The sequence below is a fragment of the Bacteroides sp. genome (assembly GCF_030151085.1).
GTDB lineage: Bacteria > Bacteroidota > Bacteroidia > Bacteroidales > Bacteroidaceae > Bacteroides.
Genome location: NZ_JASLER010000085.1, coordinates 15,704 through 31,954, shown reverse-complemented (window position 1 = coordinate 31,954; position 16,251 = coordinate 15,704). Strand labels below are relative to the sequence as shown.

Annotated in this window: 20 protein-coding genes and 1 tRNA gene; 10 read left to right on the top strand and 11 right to left on the bottom strand. The window is 41.8% G+C overall.

Translation table 11 applies throughout. The features are described from left to right. Nucleotides 1–96: 96 nt before the first annotated feature. Both queD and Q1W14_RS17850 read left to right on the top strand, forming a co-directional pair. Nucleotides 97–429: a 6-carboxytetrahydropterin synthase QueD gene (gene queD / locus Q1W14_RS17855; protein WP_300703865.1), complete on the top strand. Its 333-nt coding sequence runs from the start codon at nt 97–99 to the stop codon at nt 427–429. Next, nucleotides 416–964, top strand: coding sequence for a radical SAM protein (locus tag Q1W14_RS17850; protein ID WP_300703862.1), 549 nt, complete (start codon nt 416–418; stop codon nt 962–964). The genes queD and Q1W14_RS17850 overlap by 14 nt, the downstream gene beginning before the upstream one ends. 95 nt (nt 965–1,059) lie before the next feature. Here Q1W14_RS17850 and Q1W14_RS17845 read toward each other — a convergent pair. The 6 genes from Q1W14_RS17845 to Q1W14_RS17820 all read right to left on the bottom strand — a co-directional run bounded on the left by Q1W14_RS17845 (nt 1,060) and on the right by Q1W14_RS17820 (nt 6,950). Then, nucleotides 1,060–1,132: transfer RNA gene (locus Q1W14_RS17845), tRNA-Trp, on the bottom strand. 74 nt (nt 1,133–1,206) lie between these two features. Continuing rightward, a complete protein-coding gene (locus tag Q1W14_RS17840) occupies nt 1,207–1,782 on the bottom strand; it encodes a uracil-DNA glycosylase family protein (protein WP_300703860.1) in 576 nt (191 codons plus the stop codon). A gap of 51 nt (nt 1,783–1,833) precedes the next feature. Continuing rightward, a complete protein-coding gene (locus Q1W14_RS17835) occupies nt 1,834–3,930 on the bottom strand; it encodes a KamA family protein (protein WP_300703857.1) in 2,097 nt (698 codons plus the stop codon). A 199-nt stretch (nt 3,931–4,129) separates the two neighbouring features. Then, the gene (locus Q1W14_RS17830) at nt 4,130–4,762 is read right to left on the bottom strand and encodes a hypothetical protein (protein WP_300703856.1); all 633 of its coding nucleotides are present in this window, start codon (nt 4,760–4,762) and stop codon (nt 4,130–4,132) included. Between the two features lie 123 nt (nt 4,763–4,885). Beyond that, nucleotides 4,886–6,274: a sodium:alanine symporter family protein gene (locus Q1W14_RS17825; RefSeq protein ID WP_300703854.1), complete on the bottom strand. Its 1,389-nt coding sequence runs from the start codon at nt 6,272–6,274 to the stop codon at nt 4,886–4,888. Between the two features lie 31 nt (nt 6,275–6,305). Then, on the bottom strand, nt 6,306–6,950 hold the full coding sequence (locus tag Q1W14_RS17820) for a helix-turn-helix domain-containing protein (RefSeq protein ID WP_300703852.1): 645 nt from the start codon (nt 6,948–6,950) through the stop codon (nt 6,306–6,308). A gap of 147 nt (nt 6,951–7,097) precedes the next feature. Here Q1W14_RS17820 and Q1W14_RS17815 point away from each other — a divergent pair, with 147 nt between their 5' ends. The 3 genes from Q1W14_RS17815 to Q1W14_RS17805 all read left to right on the top strand — a co-directional run bounded on the left by Q1W14_RS17815 (nt 7,098) and on the right by Q1W14_RS17805 (nt 9,399). Further along, nucleotides 7,098–7,271 (top strand): histone H1, encoded by a 174-nt coding sequence (locus tag Q1W14_RS17815; protein WP_300703849.1) that lies wholly within the window; start codon nt 7,098–7,100, stop codon nt 7,269–7,271. Between the two features lie 95 nt (nt 7,272–7,366). Then, the gene (locus Q1W14_RS17810; RefSeq protein ID WP_300703848.1) at nt 7,367–8,632 is read left to right on the top strand and encodes a putative DNA modification/repair radical SAM protein; all 1,266 of its coding nucleotides are present in this window, start codon (nt 7,367–7,369) and stop codon (nt 8,630–8,632) included. After that, entirely contained in the window at nt 8,629–9,399 is a 771-nt protein-coding gene (locus Q1W14_RS17805; protein WP_300703846.1) for a TIGR03915 family putative DNA repair protein, read from the top strand. The genes Q1W14_RS17810 and Q1W14_RS17805 overlap by 4 nt, the downstream gene beginning before the upstream one ends. 6 nt (nt 9,400–9,405) lie before the next feature. Here Q1W14_RS17805 and Q1W14_RS17800 read toward each other — a convergent pair whose 3' ends face one another. Genes Q1W14_RS17800 through Q1W14_RS17790 form a run of 3 tightly spaced genes read right to left on the bottom strand, consistent with a single transcriptional unit; the run spans nt 9,406 to nt 11,841 of the window. After that, nucleotides 9,406–10,074, bottom strand: coding sequence for an MgtC/SapB family protein (locus tag Q1W14_RS17800; protein ID WP_300703843.1), 669 nt, complete (start codon nt 10,072–10,074; stop codon nt 9,406–9,408). 19 nt (nt 10,075–10,093) lie between these two features. Further along, nucleotides 10,094–11,074 (bottom strand): lytic transglycosylase domain-containing protein, encoded by a 981-nt coding sequence (locus tag Q1W14_RS17795; protein ID WP_300703840.1) that lies wholly within the window; start codon nt 11,072–11,074, stop codon nt 10,094–10,096. Nucleotides 11,075–11,115: 41 nt separating this feature from the next. Next, entirely contained in the window at nt 11,116–11,841 is a 726-nt protein-coding gene (locus Q1W14_RS17790; protein ID WP_300703838.1) for an SDR family NAD(P)-dependent oxidoreductase, read from the bottom strand. Between the two features lie 148 nt (nt 11,842–11,989). Between Q1W14_RS17790 and Q1W14_RS17785 the strand changes: the two genes are divergently transcribed. After that, nucleotides 11,990–12,454 carry a MaoC family dehydratase gene (locus Q1W14_RS17785; RefSeq protein ID WP_300703835.1) on the top strand — a complete coding sequence of 155 codons (465 nt, stop codon included), beginning with the start codon at nt 11,990–11,992 and terminating at the stop codon, nt 12,452–12,454. Nucleotides 12,455–12,456: 2 nt separating this feature from the next. Next, nucleotides 12,457–12,663, top strand: coding sequence for a hypothetical protein (locus tag Q1W14_RS17780; RefSeq protein ID WP_300703833.1), 207 nt, complete (start codon nt 12,457–12,459; stop codon nt 12,661–12,663). On the opposite strand, the gene Q1W14_RS17775 is transcribed toward Q1W14_RS17780, so the two are convergent. After that, on the bottom strand, nt 12,609–12,962 hold the full coding sequence (locus Q1W14_RS17775; protein WP_300703831.1) for a nitrous oxide-stimulated promoter family protein: 354 nt from the start codon (nt 12,960–12,962) through the stop codon (nt 12,609–12,611). The two genes, Q1W14_RS17780 and Q1W14_RS17775, sit on opposite strands and share 55 nt — an antisense overlap. 16 nt (nt 12,963–12,978) lie before the next feature. Beyond that, nucleotides 12,979–13,251: a zinc ribbon domain-containing protein gene (locus Q1W14_RS17770; protein WP_300703828.1), complete on the bottom strand. Its 273-nt coding sequence runs from the start codon at nt 13,249–13,251 to the stop codon at nt 12,979–12,981. Between the two features lie 130 nt (nt 13,252–13,381). Here Q1W14_RS17770 and Q1W14_RS17765 point away from each other — a divergent pair, with 130 nt between their 5' ends. The 3 genes from Q1W14_RS17765 (at nt 13,382) to Q1W14_RS17755 (ending at nt 16,187) form a co-directional block, all read left to right on the top strand. Beyond that, complete coding sequence (locus tag Q1W14_RS17765; protein ID WP_300703826.1) at nt 13,382–13,864, top strand: PepSY-like domain-containing protein; 483 nt, start codon at nt 13,382–13,384, stop codon at nt 13,862–13,864. A gap of 141 nt (nt 13,865–14,005) precedes the next feature. Further along, nucleotides 14,006–14,935, top strand: coding sequence for a hypothetical protein (locus Q1W14_RS17760; RefSeq protein ID WP_300703823.1), 930 nt, complete (start codon nt 14,006–14,008; stop codon nt 14,933–14,935). A 46-nt stretch (nt 14,936–14,981) separates the two neighbouring features. Then, entirely contained in the window at nt 14,982–16,187 is a 1,206-nt protein-coding gene (locus tag Q1W14_RS17755) for a hypothetical protein (RefSeq protein WP_300703822.1), read from the top strand. Nucleotides 16,188–16,251 lie beyond the last annotated feature (64 nt).

The following is a 16,251-nucleotide window of genomic DNA, read 5'->3' as shown; positions in this document are numbered from 1 at the left end:
TAGATAAATTCTAAGATTTTTGTATTTTTGCGGCTGCATCGAGGTGACATTAGATGTGGTAACTTATATAATAGTATTAATTAGCGTATTAACAGTATGTACACAGTCATTAAACGAATGGAAGTGTCGGCAGCCCATAGTCTGAACCTTTCCTATCGTAGCAAGTGTGAAAATCTACATGGTCACAATTGGATTATCACCGTTTATTGCCGTTCTCTAGAGCTCAATGCCGATGGGATGGTGGTTGATTTCAGCCACATCAAACAAGTTGTGAAAGAACAATTGGATCATCGCAACCTGAATGAGGTGCTTTCTTTTAATCCTACAGCCGAAAATATAGCCCGTTGGATTTGCGACCAAATTCCGACCTGTTTTAAAGTAGAGGTGCAGGAGTCTGAATCAAATTTTGCTGTATATGAGAAAGATTAACGAGATCTTTTATAGTTTGCAGGGGGAAGGCTTTCACACTGGTACTCCCGCTATATTTATCCGTTTCTCCGGTTGTAATTTAAAGTGTTCTTTTTGTGATACACAGCATGAAGAGGGTACATGGATGTCTGACGATGAAATACTGGCAGAGGTGAAGAAATATCCTGCTGCTACAGTAATATTGACCGGTGGAGAACCTTCGCTTTGGATTGATCGTAATTTTGTGGATATTCTGCATCAGGCTGGTAAATATGTTTGCATTGAGACCAACGGCACACGTCTGTTGCCTGAAAATATAGACTGGGTGACTTGTTCCCCAAAGCAAGGAGCAAAAGTAGAAATAACTCGCATCAATGAAGTGAAAGTGATATATGAAGGACAGGATTTAGCGGTATATGAAGAACAGTTTGCTGTCGAACATTACTTTCTGCAACCGTGCTCTTGTAGCAATATTAGTGAAACAGTGGCATGTGTGATGCAGCATCCCCGATGGCGACTCAGCCTGCAAACCCATAAATTGATAGACATCCGGTAAAGTTTATAGCTACTTGTGTAATAGGTGGAACTGTAATATCTGAATTATAAAAGAAAAACAGCTGTAGATAATTTATTTACAGCTGTTTTATTTAGCACGGGAGGAGAGGCTCGAACTCCCGACACCCGGTTTTGGAGACCGGTGCTCTACCAACTGAGCTACTCCCGTGTTTGCGGCTGCAAAGGTAATGCAAACTTTCAAATATACAAGTAATCAGCAAATTTATTTCTATAGAAAGTTGCTTACAACATTTGTAAGTCCTGATACATAATACGATACGCTGCTGCTTTTTTTTCTAAAGCAAGTGGATAGGCTCTTGAAGAAGAGGGCATCCGGTATAGGCGCATCGGATGATTTTCGAAAAGAAATTCCGTAAAATCACCAACTTTGGGCTTTTCTATCGAGAATTGTGCGCAGAGAGTATCGGTTGCTTTCTCACCTGTAGTAACAATAGCTTTGCATTGCGGTATTTGATGGAGTAATGCAGGAATATCCGTAGGCTGCACTACTTCCAGAAATTTATCCGAAGCATTGTCCTGCAAACGATGTATAGAAGAAGCTGTATCGAATATGGCAATACCTTTCTCTTGCAAGAAACTGATAAGTGACTCTTTGCGGAAAGTTTTCTTTGCTTTATCTACAAAGTGGTCCTTATCATTGAAAAATAAGAACCCGACGATCCTCCACATATCGTTGTTCCAGTTGGGATAATAAAATTCCATAGACCACCGTTTCTTTTGTGGAGGGAAACTCCCCAACATTAGCAGACAAGCATTACTGGGGAGGAAAGGTTCTAAAGGATGTTGTTCTATTTCCATACTTTACTAATTCATTTTATATCTGCAAAAGTACGGATAATTTCGGATATGCTATTCGGCAATTTCCAGATTACTCATTCTTTCAGTCATCTTGAACGGAAAATCGGGATATTCATAGAGGCTGAACCGGGATTCGGTTTTACCTTCTGTGTAATTCCAGATAGTAGCATATTCTTCCGCATCTTCACCCATGGCTTGTAATTGGCGTAGGTAAGAGGCGATAGACTTGTTTTCAACGATATACACTTGTCCTAACCTGTCAATGATGGGACTGTGACGTCGAGTGCCGTCATGGTCGAAACGCAAGATTCGTTTGCCATCATTAGTGATTCCTACCATATTGAAGGTCATGCTTTTACCTATTGCAGGCAGATTTAATACATTTCGGTCGGTAGCAAGGAATGGTAAATGATTCGTCTTCAAGAAACGGCGGATGCAGGCAGCTGGGTCAGAGGCTGTTTGTAACAATACAGACAGATTGTGTGCATCTTCTTTAGATAGCTTTCCGAAACGCTTTTCTTCCAACTGTTCTTGTACGGAACGGCTGTTCGGAGCGAATACTGCATTATTCTCTTCGAATCCCTTTACGGAGAAAGTGTAGTAACCAACTACACCCAACTGATTGAGTACTTGCCGTAATCGGGTAGTATGTCCGCGTCGGGATGCTGCAACATTATATACCAGCTGGTTATCAATGAGCCAGCCTGCTGACAGTAGTTTGCGTATTCCCTCTGCTGCTTCAGGAGTTACTTCAAGTGGTGTCTGGAAATGAGTTTGGATGATGAACTGACGAATACCTATAGTGGATGCTTTTTCCTTAAACTCTTGCAAAATTTCTATTAATTCGTCGTTGATACGCATGGGTAGATAAGCGGGCAGACGAGAACCCAGGCGTATTCGTTGTAGTTCTGCATACTTTTCACCTTCAGGACGTTCCAAGTTTGCTTTTCGTTTACGTACTGCCATTCGGTAAACGGCATCCAGAATATTACGTAAAGTTTTGTTTTGACTCATCAAAGCATCGCCACCTGTGATGAGAATATCACGGAGTTGAGTATCTTCTTCAAAGTATGTCATTAAACGGCGTAGTTTCTTTTCCCAAGACTCTTTGGGACGTAGCTCTTCAAATTCAAAATTAAGCCGTTTGCTTTGGAAATCGTACATGCGTTGGCAAGATGCACATAGTCCACCACAAGCACGCCCCATGGTATCGGGAATGAGGATGGCTACTTCCGGATAGCGGCGGTGGATGTTATGCCCATCAGGCAGTAACCAACCGGCAGCATTGGGCTTACCTTCTTCAACCACATCTTCGCGTTCCCAGGCACGGATTTGCCCGTAGGTATCAACCAGTTGGGGGGAGTAAAGGATGTAGCTACGCAAAGCTTCATCATCATATCCGTTGCCGGTACAATTCAACAATGACAGATAATAGGGAGTAGCGAAGAATGGCATTCCTTTTTTACGAGCTTTTGTGAGCAGATACATGGTTTCGGCAGAAAGAGAGTTCCCGAGCAGACGGTTTAATTCCGTAGGACTCTTTACAGCCATTGCAAGGTGAAAACGAAAGTCTTCCCACCATTCGCGGACAAGATTTAGCTTTTCTTCGTAGCTAAGTCCTTCTTTAAAATAGAAGCGGGATGCGGGGTTTTTGCGATGCTCAATCTTTTCGACTAGAATATGTAGCATACGCTCTTTGTTTTTGTTACGAATCAGTAATACATCCTCATCCAATCCTGTGGCCCATCTTTCGGTCAGCGCTTTAATTTTTTGTCCCGAGGGTAGGGCAGCTGTAGATTGTTGGAGGCGTTTGAATTGTTGGAACAGGTCAATATACAAATCCGTTTCTGTCTCCTCTTCCCATTGTCTGGTCAGGAAAGAATAGAGCATTGATAAAGTTGATATAGGCAGTTGCTTTTCGGTGGAGAGCTCGTATACGTCTTGCCCGTCAAATTCAATCAGGAGTCGAATTTGCTTACCAGCCTCACTTTCTGCTTGCGGATGTCCGCTAATATACTCCGATAGACTGGCTTTAAAAGTCTCTGCATTGCTACTGTTAGTGGCAATATCAACCAGTTCCGGGAGTTCGTTTCGATAGAGTTGTTCCAGTTGTGAAAGAGTGAGTGCAAGCATTTTCTTTTGTTTCATAAGCAGTTGTTTTTTAGAAGTTAATAATAATACAAATAAGCGCTGAATTGCGCATAGAATTCCATGTGTGGGAAAATTCGAATTGATAAAAGTAACAAAAAAAGGCGAGAAAACCCTTTCCCGCCTACTTTCTTATGGAATTCTTTAGAATTCTTTTTCTTTTGCTAACAGAATAAATTACCTGCTTGCTTTTTGTTATTTATGCTTTTGTTGCCTCCGCGTCCTTGTTTCTAGGTTCCTTTTTGGCTAAGATTACTACGTTATACACATATTCTGCCATCCATTCTTCCGAATAGCCCAATCTTTCTTTGTATTGGCGTACAGTCATGGCTGTTTTGTGAACATCATCTTTCTTCCATACGGTCTTGGTGCAAACATCGTGCACAGTCTTTGCTGTCATACTGCGTAGGGCGCCTTTGAAAACAGCAGGCATACGGAATTTCCATTGCATTAGATTTCCCATCAGCATCATTAAGTCACTAGAGAAACCTTGGTACATGAAGAGGTAACCTTGCACATCGTTTTGGGTACGGCAATGTTTCTTGATGGATGCGTCAATTTCTTTGAAGAAGTTTTCACTGATTCCATAATCCTGCATCAGCATCTTGCGGGAAGCAGCTTTTTCAGCTTGTCCTAAACGCCCACCTTGGGTAGGGATTTTGAACAGGCGCTTAAAGTTGGCTACATCCGGCACATAGCGAATGTTAGTGATGCCCAGATTGGCAGCAATCACGGATTGGAAGTAAACACGTGTCAGTGAAACAAAGTCTTCCACGTTTTTCGAAGGGATTCCTTCGCTATTCTTGTTAAATAGTTTGCTAAATATTCCCATTTGATTTATGAGTTATAATTTATAATTTATAGAATGCTGAAGCAATTACGGTTGCAAAAGTACGAAATAAGTTGATTTACACCAACAATTGTATAAATCATAAATTATAAATCACAAAACTTCTTACCAACATTCAATATCTCCTTCAAAGTTTTTCAGCCTATCTTTTGTGAAGACAGGATCTTTGATGCCCGCTCGCTTCTGTGCACGGTAATCCTCGAGGAGTTTGAAAGCATATTTACCCAGTAGGCTGATAGCGATAAGGTTACAAAGTGCCATAAGTCCCATTGTGACATCTGCAAGGCTCCATGCTACATCGAGAGCTGCAAGAGCGCCGAACATCACCATGCCACCTACCAGAATGCGATAAGCACTTACTACCCATTTTTTCTGTGTCAGGTAGCGAACATTCGCTTCTCCGTAATAATAGTTTCCCAGAATACTGCTGAATGCGAAGAAGAACAGGGCAACCGCAACGAAGATGCTACCTGCCGGGCCGATCTCATTAGTCAGTGCATACTGTGTCAGTTGCACGCCATTTGTGGAGCCATCCAGCGGAGCGCCGCTAAATAGAATGATGAAAGCTGTGCAAGTGCATATAATCAGCGTGTCGGTAAATACTCCCAAAGTTTGAATCAGTCCTTGTTTTACAGGATGACTGACATGGGCAGTCGCCGCTACATTCGGTGCCGAACCCATACCGGCCTCGTTACTGAATAATCCACGTTTGATGCCCTGCATAAGAGCGATACCTACACCGCCTCCCAAAGCTGCATCCCATCCGAAGGCATGACTGACAATCAATTCTATAACAACAGGTAGTTCTCTGAATCTTATGATAACAATGACAAGTGCCAAAGCGATATATCCTAATGCCATCACCGGTACAATGATGCTGCTTACCTTGGCAATACGTTGCACGCCACCGAAAATAATGATTAAAGTTAATACGGTAATGATGCTTCCCACAATGACATGGTCGAATCCAAAAGCACCCTTAAAAGCAGCGCACAGTGTATTGCTCTGTACGGAATTGAAAGCAAAACCAAAAGTGATAGTGATAAGCACAGCAAATAAAGCGCCCATCCACGGTTGTTTTAATCCATTGCGCATATAATAGGCAGGACCGCCGATGAATGAGTCTTTTCCTTTTATCTTATATAATTGTGCTAATGTAGATTCTACAAACGAACTGGCTGCTCCGAATAAAGCGATAACCCACATCCAGAATATGGCTCCCGGACCTCCTACGGCAATTGCTGTAGCTACTCCTGCCAGGTTACCCGTGCCTACGCGGCTGGCAATAGAAATGGCGAATGCCTGGAAAGAAGAAATGTGCTTTTCATCGGCTCCTCCTTTTCCACTTGAATCTCCCAATAAGCGTACCATTTCCTTTATCATCCGGAACTGTACGAACTTGGTTTTTATAGTGAACCATACAGCGCATCCCAGCAATAAAGCAATCAGGATATATGTCCACAGTACATCATTGATCAGATTGATTATTCCCATATTCCATTATCTTATAAACCTTTCATTCTTACTATTTTGTCAGCCTGAAATGAAACTTATGTTCTTCGAACACGGGTTCCACAATGTCATAACGAACAAATTTAGCTAACAGATGTTCGGCTGCGGAGCGTGAAAGATGAGCTAGTTTACAATAACGGTTCAAAGATAAACGGTCATTTTTCTCCAGTAAGTTGAGGAGTAACTGTTCCCGTTCTGTATATTCTATCAATTCGCCTTTAGGACTTCCGCTTTGTTGCCAAACTCGCAAATGGACGGGAGTAGCCAGAATATTTTCATCCTTGATGCGAAGGTAAGCCAGATATTTGCCCGATTCATCTTTGGCACATACAGGTTTTTGTTCGTTTTCGTTAATCTGAACAACAAGAATGCTACGCCCTTCTACTTGGTAAGTTTGCATACTGAAGTTTATTTCCGGTCGGCAATAAAGTTGAGCTGCCGCTTCTATCATATATTGCTCTTCATCAGAACGTACACCAGCTATTTTTCCATTATCTTTCACTCCGATAAGTAATCTTCCTCCCTTTGTATTGGCAAATGCTGAAAGAGTTCTGGCAATTTTTCTGGCATCAGAAATTTCGAATTTGAAATCCTGCTGCTGGTGCTCTCCTTCGGCTATGAGAGCGTGTATATATTCGGTGTCAGTAAGCGGTTTCATACCTGCAAAAGTATAGAAAAAACGCGTATGAATCCTTTTTTATAGCGATTTTGCGGAATATTTCAAAAAAAATATCGTTTTTCTGCATTTATTTCGAGAAAGAGTGTATTTTTGTCGGACATTATTAACGAAGTAATTAAAAGGATTATGAAAGAATTAGTTGAAAAAGTAGCAGAATTGTATGCTGCATTCGCAAAAGATGCAAATGCTCAGTTAGAAAATGGTAACAAAGCAGCCGGAACTCGTGCTCGTAAGGCTTCTTTGGAAATCGAAAAAGCAATGAAAGCTTTCCGTAAAGCATCTTTGGACGCTGCAAAGTAAGAAAAAAAGCATAATCAATGCTGTGAAAGACTGCCACGATTGGCGGTCTTTTTTTGTTTATAACAAGGATTATTGCTACTTTTGGCACGAGTATTATGGATGAAAACGTACTTAATAAGTTGAAGATACTGGCAGAGTCGGCAAAGTATGACGTCTCTTGTTCCTCCAGTGGCACAGTGCGCTCGAATAAAGCGGGCATGCTGGGCAATACTGTAGGTGGATGGGGGATTTGCCACAGCTTTGCTGAAGACGGACGTTGCATCTCATTGCTTAAAGTAATGCTTACCAACTATTGCATTTACGATTGTGCCTATTGCATCAACCGCCGTTCAAACGATTTGCCGCGAGCCACTCTTTCGGTGAGCGAATTGGTAGATCTTACAATGGAATTCTATCGTCGTAATTATATAGAAGGATTGTTTCTTAGTAGCGGAGTAATACGTAATCCGGATTATACCATGGAACACCTTGTCCGTGTAGCCAAAGACCTGCGTACCATTCATCGTTTTAATGGCTATATTCACCTGAAAAGTATTCCCGGCGCAAGTCGTGAGTTGGTGAACGAAGCCGGACTTTATGCCGACCGTCTTAGTGTGAATGTAGAAATTCCCAAAGAAGAAAATCTGAAGTTACTGGCTCCTGAGAAAGATCATAAGAGTGTGTATGCCCCCATGCGATATATTCAGCAAGGGGTGCTCGAAAGTTCGGAAGAACGAAAGAAACATCGTCATGCACCTCGTTTTGCTCCTGCCGGACAAAGTACACAGATGATTGTAGGTGCAACATCAGAGTCGGACAAGGATATTCTTTATCTTTCATCCGCTCTTTACCGTGGACCTTCTATGAGACGCGTCTATTATTCCGGTTATATTTCAGTGAATACTTACGATACTCGTCTTCCGGCATTAAAGCAACCGCCTTTGGTACGTGAAAACCGCCTGTATCAGGCAGATTGGCTGATGCGATTCTACCAATTTAAGGTGGAGGAGATAGTGGACGATGCTTATCCTGATCTTGATTTGGAGATTGATCCTAAGTTATCGTGGGCATTGCGTCATCCCGAATGTTTTCCGGTAGATGTAAACCGTGCAGATTACGAAACTTTACTTCGTATACCAGGTATCGGTGTGAAATCCGCCCGTTTGATTGTGGCTTCCCGCCGTTTCTCTAAATTAGGTTTTTATGAGCTGAAAAAGATAGGTATCGTGATGAAGAAAGCGCAATACTTCATTACCTGTAATGAGTTGCCTATGCGTACAGTCAATGAATTAACCCCGCAAGGAGTACGTGGTTTGCTGATAGCCAAACCCAGTAAAAAGAAAGTGGACGAGCGCCAACTACTGCTCGACTTTGGCGAATGAATATTTTTCTTTTCGATAATACCTTTGAGGGATTGTTGACTTCTGTTTTCGAAGCATACTCCCGTCGTACTTTTCCTGATATACTGCTTATGGAAGGAGAACCGCTTCCCTTGTTTTATGATGAAGTCTTTACTGTAATAACCGATAGAGAAAAAGCCGACCGTGTCTGGCATGGATTACAAAAGAAAATTTCTTCTTCAGCCTTGACTTGCCTCGTTCAATGTTGGTTGGCAGAGGAACCTGAAACGGCTTTGCTGTTATTTCGGTATATCCGCAAGGCTATAGATGCTCCCCGTTCTATTGAAACAAACTTTGCCGATCCTGATGTACTGGAATTTTCACGCATGTGGAAACGGGTGGATTGGGAACGGTTGCGTTTATTGCAATTCGTCCGTTTTCAGAAAGCAGCGGATGGTACTTTTTTTGCTGCGGTAGAGCCGGAGAAGAATGCGCTCCCTTTGGCAATAGATCATTTTAAAGATCGCTATGCCGATCAGCGTTGGTTGATATATGATATTAAACGGGCATACGGATATTACTACGATTTAAAAGAAGTACGCCAAGTAAACTTTGATGAGAACAGCCGTGAGTCCCATCTTGTAACCGGTATGTTGGACGAGAGTTTGATGGATAAAGATGAAAAACTCTTCCAGTCTCTTTGGAAAACCTATTTCAAAGCAATCTGTATTAAAGAACGACTCAATCCCAAAAAGCATAAGCAAGATATGCCGGTGCGTTATTGGAAACACATGACGGAAAAGCAATAATAAACTTTATTCAATCCTTTCTACACTGACTTCCGGGAATTCTTGCATTAACTGCAATAAATGTCCTTCGTCGTGGCTTCTCTTAGATTTGATAACCATCGTTACCTGATAATTTAGGTGTTCTCCTTGACCCTGTTTTTTCATATTATAAGATATAATCATGTAATCCCGGGAATTAAAACGTTCCGAAATATCTTTGAGAGTTGCTTCGTTGTGAGTAGAAAATGTTACTGAAGAACTTTTCATTCCGATGCTTTTGAATATAATGCTGAGAAGTTCAAGTCCGGCTAATGTCAGCAAAGTAGCCGCAATGCTGATGGTGTACATACCCGCACCTACAGCCAACCCGATGCCGGCAGTTGCCCAAATACCGGCGGCGGTTGTTAGACCCCTGACAATCTGTTTTTGGAAGATGATGGTTCCTGCACCGATGAAGCCGATGCCACTAACCACTTGGGCAGCTACACGGCTAGGGTCTAATGTTACACTACTTTCTTTGATTATCTCTTGGAAACCATATTGAGATACAATCATGATGAGTGCACTTCCCAAGGATACCAAAAAATGAGTCCGGTAGCCTGCTTCTTTAGCGCGGTATTCCCGGTCCAGTCCGATAATAGCTCCTAATATCCCTGCCACCAGTAGCCTGAGTACAAAGTCGAAGTTTAACATCATAATCTACCCTCACTTTCTTTTAGTTGATTACCCAATTCTTATTATAAGGTACTGTTTTCTTAGGATCATAATGCATGCCGGCTTGTGTCGGTATTTTTAAGACATAGGTACGTCCGCTTTTATTCATTAAAGAGGTGTCGCGCAGCCACGGGTTGGCATCTTTCAGTTGGGCAAAAGTTATACCTTTCTCTTTGGCATATTTTGCAAGGTCGCTGATGCCTGTGGTGACTGTTACTTCCGTGTAAGGAATAGGCGGATAAAGATGTTCCCGTTTTAACAGAAAACCATATTGTTGCGGGTTGTTGATGACTGCTTTGGCTGCTAACAGGCGGAACATATAGCGGGAAGTTTCTTCAACCAACCACAAATCGACTGCCTGATCTACCATTTGCTTCTCCAATTGTGAAGAGATACGACCTTGTCCGGCGTTATATGCAGCAGCAACACAGAGCCAGTTACCATATTTATTATAGGCTTGTTTCAGGTATTTGCAGGCGGCTTTTGTTTCCTCTTCTATAAAGTAACGCTCGTCAACACTGTTGTTAACTTCTAATCCGAATTCTTTTCCGGTGACAGGCATGAACTGCCATAATCCGGCGGCACCTGCGGGAGATTTGGCTAGAGGGTTGAGGCTGCTTTCGATAACAGCAAGATATTTGAAGTCATCGGGTATGCCATTCGCTTTTAATATAGGTTCTATAACCGGAAAATAACGATTTGCCCGTTTTACGATAAGCATTGTAGTAGAATGCATATAAGTAAAAGACATCAATTCGCGATCCATGCGCTCGCGATGGTCATAGCGTTTCAAGTCAATATCTTGTCCGGCAAAGTTTATTTTATCCGGTACGGTGGGAGAGGTGACACAATAAGGAACTTCCGATTTAACAGAGTCACGTTCAGGGTTCAGAGTACTGCTACCGGCAAGGAAAGGCAGGGTGGAACCTACACACAAGGCAATGGCAGCTGTAGCCAGGATATATATAGAATTTCTTTTCATATTGGATATATGTTTATGTTTGTTAGCGTAAAGATACGAATTCAATTTTTTATAGGCAACCTTTCCCATATCCATCGTGGAATCATCCGCCAAAAAAAGACCAATATTCGATAACGAACATCTATCACAACCACCCGTTTCTTTTGGTCTAAAGCTTTGATAATCTGCTGTGCTACACGATCAGCTTGCATCAACATAGGGTATTTCTCATTTTTAAGTAAATCGGTGGCAACAAATCCCGGACGAATATCTGTAAATAGGATATTCAGACGTTGCATTTTTGATAATTGTGCCAAAGCATCAATGTATGTATTTTGAAATCGTTTGGTGGCAGAATAGGCAGGAGCAACTCCTAATCCTTTAGTACCTGCAATGGAACTGATAACAGCAATATGTCCTCCCTTATTTTCTTTGAAATAGCTGAAAGCTACTGTTACCATACGGATAAAGCCCTCTACATTAGTACGAGCTGTATTCAGTTCCACTTCCGGATTTAAATCCTTATTTTGATAACCGATTCCTGAACTAAGGAAAAATAAATCCATTCCTCCAAGCTTTTCTATCAGTTGGTGCAAATGTACTGTGGCATCTTCCTTGGTTACGTCTAGTTGTTCTATTTCTATCTGAGTGGGGGCGGTAGTTTGCATTTCTTTCAAAGCGTCTTCTCTTCTACCCGCAATACCGATTCGCCAACCTTGCTGTATTAGCAACTTGGCTACTTCTTGTCCAATGCCCGAGGTGGCACCTATGATAATGGCATGTTTCATAGAACAAATATACATTTTTTCAGAGATATATTAAGGTGTTATATTTAAAAAGAAGGCTTAGTTATCTTTTTTTTTTGTGAAAAGATACTTTACTTTTTGTACTTGCGGGAATTAGAAGTATATTTGTTTCCCAAATAAATAGAGAATAATGGAAAAAGTGATTATTAATTCGTATGAGGATTTTGAAAAGCTGGTAGGTCAGCAGATTGGTGTTTCGGAATATGTAGATCTTCCGCAAGAGCGTATCAACCTCTTTGCCGATGCTACGTTAGACCATCAGTGGATTCATGTCGATACGGAGCGCGCGAAAGTAGAAAGCCCTTTTAATAGCACTATTGCACATGGTTATCTGACATTGTCTATGTTACCTTATCTGTGGAATCAGATCATTGAGGTGAACAATCTTAAGATGATGATTAATTATGGTATTGATAAGATGAAGTTTGGTCAGGCTGTATTGTCAGGACAAAGTGTTCGTCTGGTAGCCAGTCTGCACTCTTTGGCGAATCTTCGTGGAGTGGCAAAAGCAGAAATTAAGTTTGCTATCGAGATTCAAGGTGAGAAGAAGAAAGCACTCGAAGGAGTAGCTATTTTCCTATATTATTTTAACTGATTATGCGTAAAATGGTTTGCCCCCAATGTAAAGTGGGGGCATTTTGTGTGATGAACACGCAAGGAGATCGCTTGCCGGTATATGTTTCTGACAAAGGAGAAGTAGTTCCAAAAGATCCGGAGGCTTCATTGGAAGGCTATGATTTGAAAATAGTTTACTGTTTATGCTGCTCTTGGAAAGGTTCGCCAAATAGTTTGGTCAAATACTGATGTCCGTATTCCCTCCACAGATGCCGGGATGCTGCGATAGGATGATATAGCAGCATTCGCGGACCTGAGAATTTCATTACTTCCCTCATTCGTTCTTTCATTTCCTGTTTGTAACAGTGGATGGGGCAGAGCCTACATGTAGGCTTTCCCTCTCCGAAAGGACAACGGGTTAATTTTGTATGTGCAAACTCTAACAATTCACGACACCTCGGGCATAATTCTTTATTCCCTTCTTTCTTTACGCAATAAAGGCGGATCATTTGCTCTACAGTCTGCTTCTCTTTTTCTATACGTGTCATGCCCTTCTTTTTTAGCTTATGCTTGCCACCGCTTTAGCGTCGGGAAGAATTCCTTCATACCGGCAATGGCTTCTTCTTTGGTAAAATTAGTGCCGGCATCTTTATTGAATTCAGCAGTGAATTCTGCACAATGTTCTATCATTTGGTCCATGGTGCAGTCTTGTGTATACTTTCCATTCTGATAACAATAAGTACAATATTCATGGTTCAAGCTACCATCGGCGTTAGTGCCGAGAACTTCATCGGATGCCAGGGGCATTCCACAACTTTGGCAAAGTTTTGCTTCCATACTGATTCCTTTTTAAGTGATTGGCAAATATAGTTTTTTATTTTGGTTGAAATAGCTTTTGTGCTTAACCTTTTCAAACAAAACTCGAAAGGTGCTGTTGTTGACTGTACAATTATAATCTGAATAAGTTATGAAAAAGTTGAGAATCTCTTTTCTGATGCTTCTGTTGATTGCATCAGCTTCTGTGTTTGCCGATTGGGCGCCTGCCAATGTTCAGGCGTCTTTGAAGAAGTTATATCCTACGGCTAATGATGTAGCTTGGTTGCGCGACTACGAGTATTATGTAGCGAATTTTATGCTGAATGGTTTTGATACTAAGGTTTGGTTCAGCGCCGATGGCAAATGGGCAATGAAGCAGACGGATTGGGAAACGATGGATCAGGCCCCTGCTGCTGTATTCAATACTTTCTCGATGAGTCAATATGCCGGTGGGGAGGTGCAGAATGTCACTTACGTGGAGTTTCCCGAATGGCAGTCTATGGTTGCGGTTGAGATAGGCATGTCGAATTCGGAAACTAAGTATCAGTTGCTTTTCACTGTAAAGGGTGATTTGATACGGGTTCGGAATGTGACGTATATGTATAATATACTGGGTGCGAGTACTTTTTTATAGATATAGTCCTTTAAAATCATTAAAATACAGCTCTGTTTTCTATCAAAAATGGGTTTCTGAAAACAAATGAGAATACGTTTCGTTGATTCCGCAATATATAAACTAGATGTACCAGAATCAAGAAAAGAATACTCTACTGTTATGAATCCAATTAATAAAAACGGTTTATCCGTACGTATGTCTCTTCGGAAGCAAATAGGTTATTGCCTCCTGTTTGCTCCGTTGTTGCTTTCTTCTTGTATCCACGACGATTTAGATTCGTGTCCCACTTTGCAGGTGCAACTCACCGTGATAGATAAAAACTATTCCAACGTGGGAAGTGTACCACAAGAAACTCCAAAAAGCGAGACTCTTGCTTTCGATGCATACATCCCCACGCTTTACTACGCCCTTCGCAATGCTGCCACCGGTAATATAGTTGAAGAACGGGGCGTGTTTAACGTGACAGGTAGTGAACAGGCTTTGCCCCTCAGCTTTGCTAACAGTTTACCCTTTGGTAAATATGTGCTGACTGTTTGGGGCGGACTGGCGGACAACTTTTCGCTTACAGATCGCTCACTGAGCAGTATCATACATAAAGGTACACAGGAAGGAAGTGATATTTATTTGGTACATGACACATTGGTGTACGACATCAATCACTATACCTATACATTAGGAATGAAGCGTGCCACCGGAAAACTTATTCTGGACGTAACGAATCTTCCGGCTTCCGTGCGCTATGCCAACAAGAGCATAAGCAATATATATCAGCAGGTAAACTATCAATTTGCTTATACCAATCCTATCACTGTAAACAAGTCCGATACTTGGGCACCTGAAGAAGAAGTTGTGCTGCACACCAAACTAGCACCGTCTACAGGTGATTTCAAATCTCTGTTACATCTTGATTTCTATGACAATCCGGCGCTTATAACCCCAACTCTTACGCCGAAAGACGTAAATGTAACTATGAAGCGCAATCAACTGACTACATTAAAATATGTATATGATGATAAAGCACGGGACTTCAACATTTATATGTGGACAGAAGATGGTTGGGAAATAATTAACGGTCTAGACATAAATTAAATATTTTCTTTTTTTACTGATTGTATAATTCTAAAACTTAACTAAAATGAAAAATTATTTGTTCTTTTCCGCTGTAACAGCTATGATGTTTGCAGCATGTAGCAATGATGACGCTGTTCCTCTGGAAAATCACGATGTAGCAGCCGGACAGCAACTAACCCTGACCCTGAACAGTGGCGGCGACGGTCCTGGTACTCGTTTAGTACGTCCTGTAAACAGTTCTGAAGCAGAAAATAATGTGAACTTTGTGAAATTGTACATTTACGCTCCAGATGGAACAGATGTTACCACTGCTGCACTAGCAACCGGTATACAGAACCCACTTGCATGGACAGCAGGTCCAACGGATACCGCAGTTCCGGGAACTACTACACATGAGGCAAGCCAGACAGTAAAACTGAATAAGTTAGCAACTGACGGTAAATATATGGTTGTAGCTTACGGTTATAACACTACTCCGGACTACACTATTACAAATGGTGGTCCTGCTGCAAATGCATTTACTGCTACTCTTCCTGCATTGACTAACGAATCCGAGTTTTTCGCCGGAAGGGACAGCTTTATGGTAGTTAATGGTAACATCCAGTCGGGTACTAACAGCCAGGTGGTTTTGAGACGCCAGGTAGCAGGTTTACTTGGCTACTTCAAGAATATCCCTGTTCTGTATCCTAACCCGATAGGTGGTCTGCCAGACGTAGTAGCATCCGTACGCGTATATGCTTCCAATCATGGTACTTCTTTCACCTTCCCTAACACAGGATTAATGAACGGTACCGGTAACAATACGAGAACCAAAGTTTTAGAATTCAATCTTGTGACATTGCTTACCGACTATGCAGCACAGGTTACTAACGCGGCTTCCAATCTTGCCGCTGTATTTAATATTCCGGCTCCTACCGGTGCTGGTGTAGCATTGGTACCGAACAGTGTATTGTCCGGTAAGTTCCTTATTCCTTTCCCACAGGTAGCATCTACCACTACTTTCACTGTACAGTTGGAAGATGCACTGGGCACTGTTTTGAAAGAATGGGATGTAGTGAACGCTGCTGCAACCAATCCGAAAGTATATGATGTAAACCGTAACTACTTCTACTCACTGGGTCAGAAATACAAAGCAAGTACTACTGATGGTGGTACTCCGGGTAGCCCGACAAGTGACGATGACAATCCGATTGACTTGTCACAGGAAACGGTTATCACCCTTACAGTCAACGATGCTTGGGATATGATTTACAACCTGGGAATTGAATAACAACTTTGTGATTTAAAAAGAAGGTGTGGTAACACACCTTCTCAAACTTCTTTTTAAACAAGCT

Excerpts from the sequence above, each read along its gene's own strand:
- queD (WP_300703865.1), top strand. The coding sequence starts at position 97 with ATGTACACAGTCATTAAACGAATGGAAGTGTCGGCAGCCCATAGTCTG.
- Q1W14_RS17850 (WP_300703862.1), top strand. The coding sequence starts at position 416 with ATGAGAAAGATTAACGAGATCTTTTATAGTTTGCAGGGGGAAGGCTTT.
- Q1W14_RS17840 (WP_300703860.1), bottom strand. The coding sequence starts at position 1,782 with ATGGAAATAGAACAACATCCTTTAGAACCTTTCCTCCCCAGTAATGCT.
- Q1W14_RS17835 (WP_300703857.1), bottom strand. The coding sequence starts at position 3,930 with ATGAAACAAAAGAAAATGCTTGCACTCACTCTTTCACAACTGGAACAA.
- Q1W14_RS17830 (WP_300703856.1), bottom strand. The coding sequence starts at position 4,762 with ATGGGAATATTTAGCAAACTATTTAACAAGAATAGCGAAGGAATCCCT.
- Q1W14_RS17825 (WP_300703854.1), bottom strand. The coding sequence starts at position 6,274 with ATGGGAATAATCAATCTGATCAATGATGTACTGTGGACATATATCCTG.
- Q1W14_RS17820 (WP_300703852.1), bottom strand. The coding sequence starts at position 6,950 with ATGAAACCGCTTACTGACACCGAATATATACACGCTCTCATAGCCGAA.
- Q1W14_RS17815 (WP_300703849.1), top strand. The coding sequence starts at position 7,098 with ATGAAAGAATTAGTTGAAAAAGTAGCAGAATTGTATGCTGCATTCGCA.
- Q1W14_RS17810 (WP_300703848.1), top strand. The coding sequence starts at position 7,367 with ATGGATGAAAACGTACTTAATAAGTTGAAGATACTGGCAGAGTCGGCA.
- Q1W14_RS17805 (WP_300703846.1), top strand. The coding sequence starts at position 8,629 with ATGAATATTTTTCTTTTCGATAATACCTTTGAGGGATTGTTGACTTCT.
- Q1W14_RS17800 (WP_300703843.1), bottom strand. The coding sequence starts at position 10,074 with ATGATGTTAAACTTCGACTTTGTACTCAGGCTACTGGTGGCAGGGATA.
- Q1W14_RS17795 (WP_300703840.1), bottom strand. The coding sequence starts at position 11,074 with ATGAAAAGAAATTCTATATATATCCTGGCTACAGCTGCCATTGCCTTG.
- Q1W14_RS17790 (WP_300703838.1), bottom strand. The coding sequence starts at position 11,841 with ATGAAACATGCCATTATCATAGGTGCCACCTCGGGCATTGGACAAGAA.
- Q1W14_RS17785 (WP_300703835.1), top strand. The coding sequence starts at position 11,990 with ATGGAAAAAGTGATTATTAATTCGTATGAGGATTTTGAAAAGCTGGTA.
- Q1W14_RS17780 (WP_300703833.1), top strand. The coding sequence starts at position 12,457 with ATGCGTAAAATGGTTTGCCCCCAATGTAAAGTGGGGGCATTTTGTGTG.
- Q1W14_RS17775 (WP_300703831.1), bottom strand. The coding sequence starts at position 12,962 with ATGACACGTATAGAAAAAGAGAAGCAGACTGTAGAGCAAATGATCCGC.
- Q1W14_RS17770 (WP_300703828.1), bottom strand. The coding sequence starts at position 13,251 with ATGGAAGCAAAACTTTGCCAAAGTTGTGGAATGCCCCTGGCATCCGAT.
- Q1W14_RS17765 (WP_300703826.1), top strand. The coding sequence starts at position 13,382 with ATGAAAAAGTTGAGAATCTCTTTTCTGATGCTTCTGTTGATTGCATCA.
- Q1W14_RS17760 (WP_300703823.1), top strand. The coding sequence starts at position 14,006 with ATGAATCCAATTAATAAAAACGGTTTATCCGTACGTATGTCTCTTCGG.
- Q1W14_RS17755 (WP_300703822.1), top strand. The coding sequence starts at position 14,982 with ATGAAAAATTATTTGTTCTTTTCCGCTGTAACAGCTATGATGTTTGCA.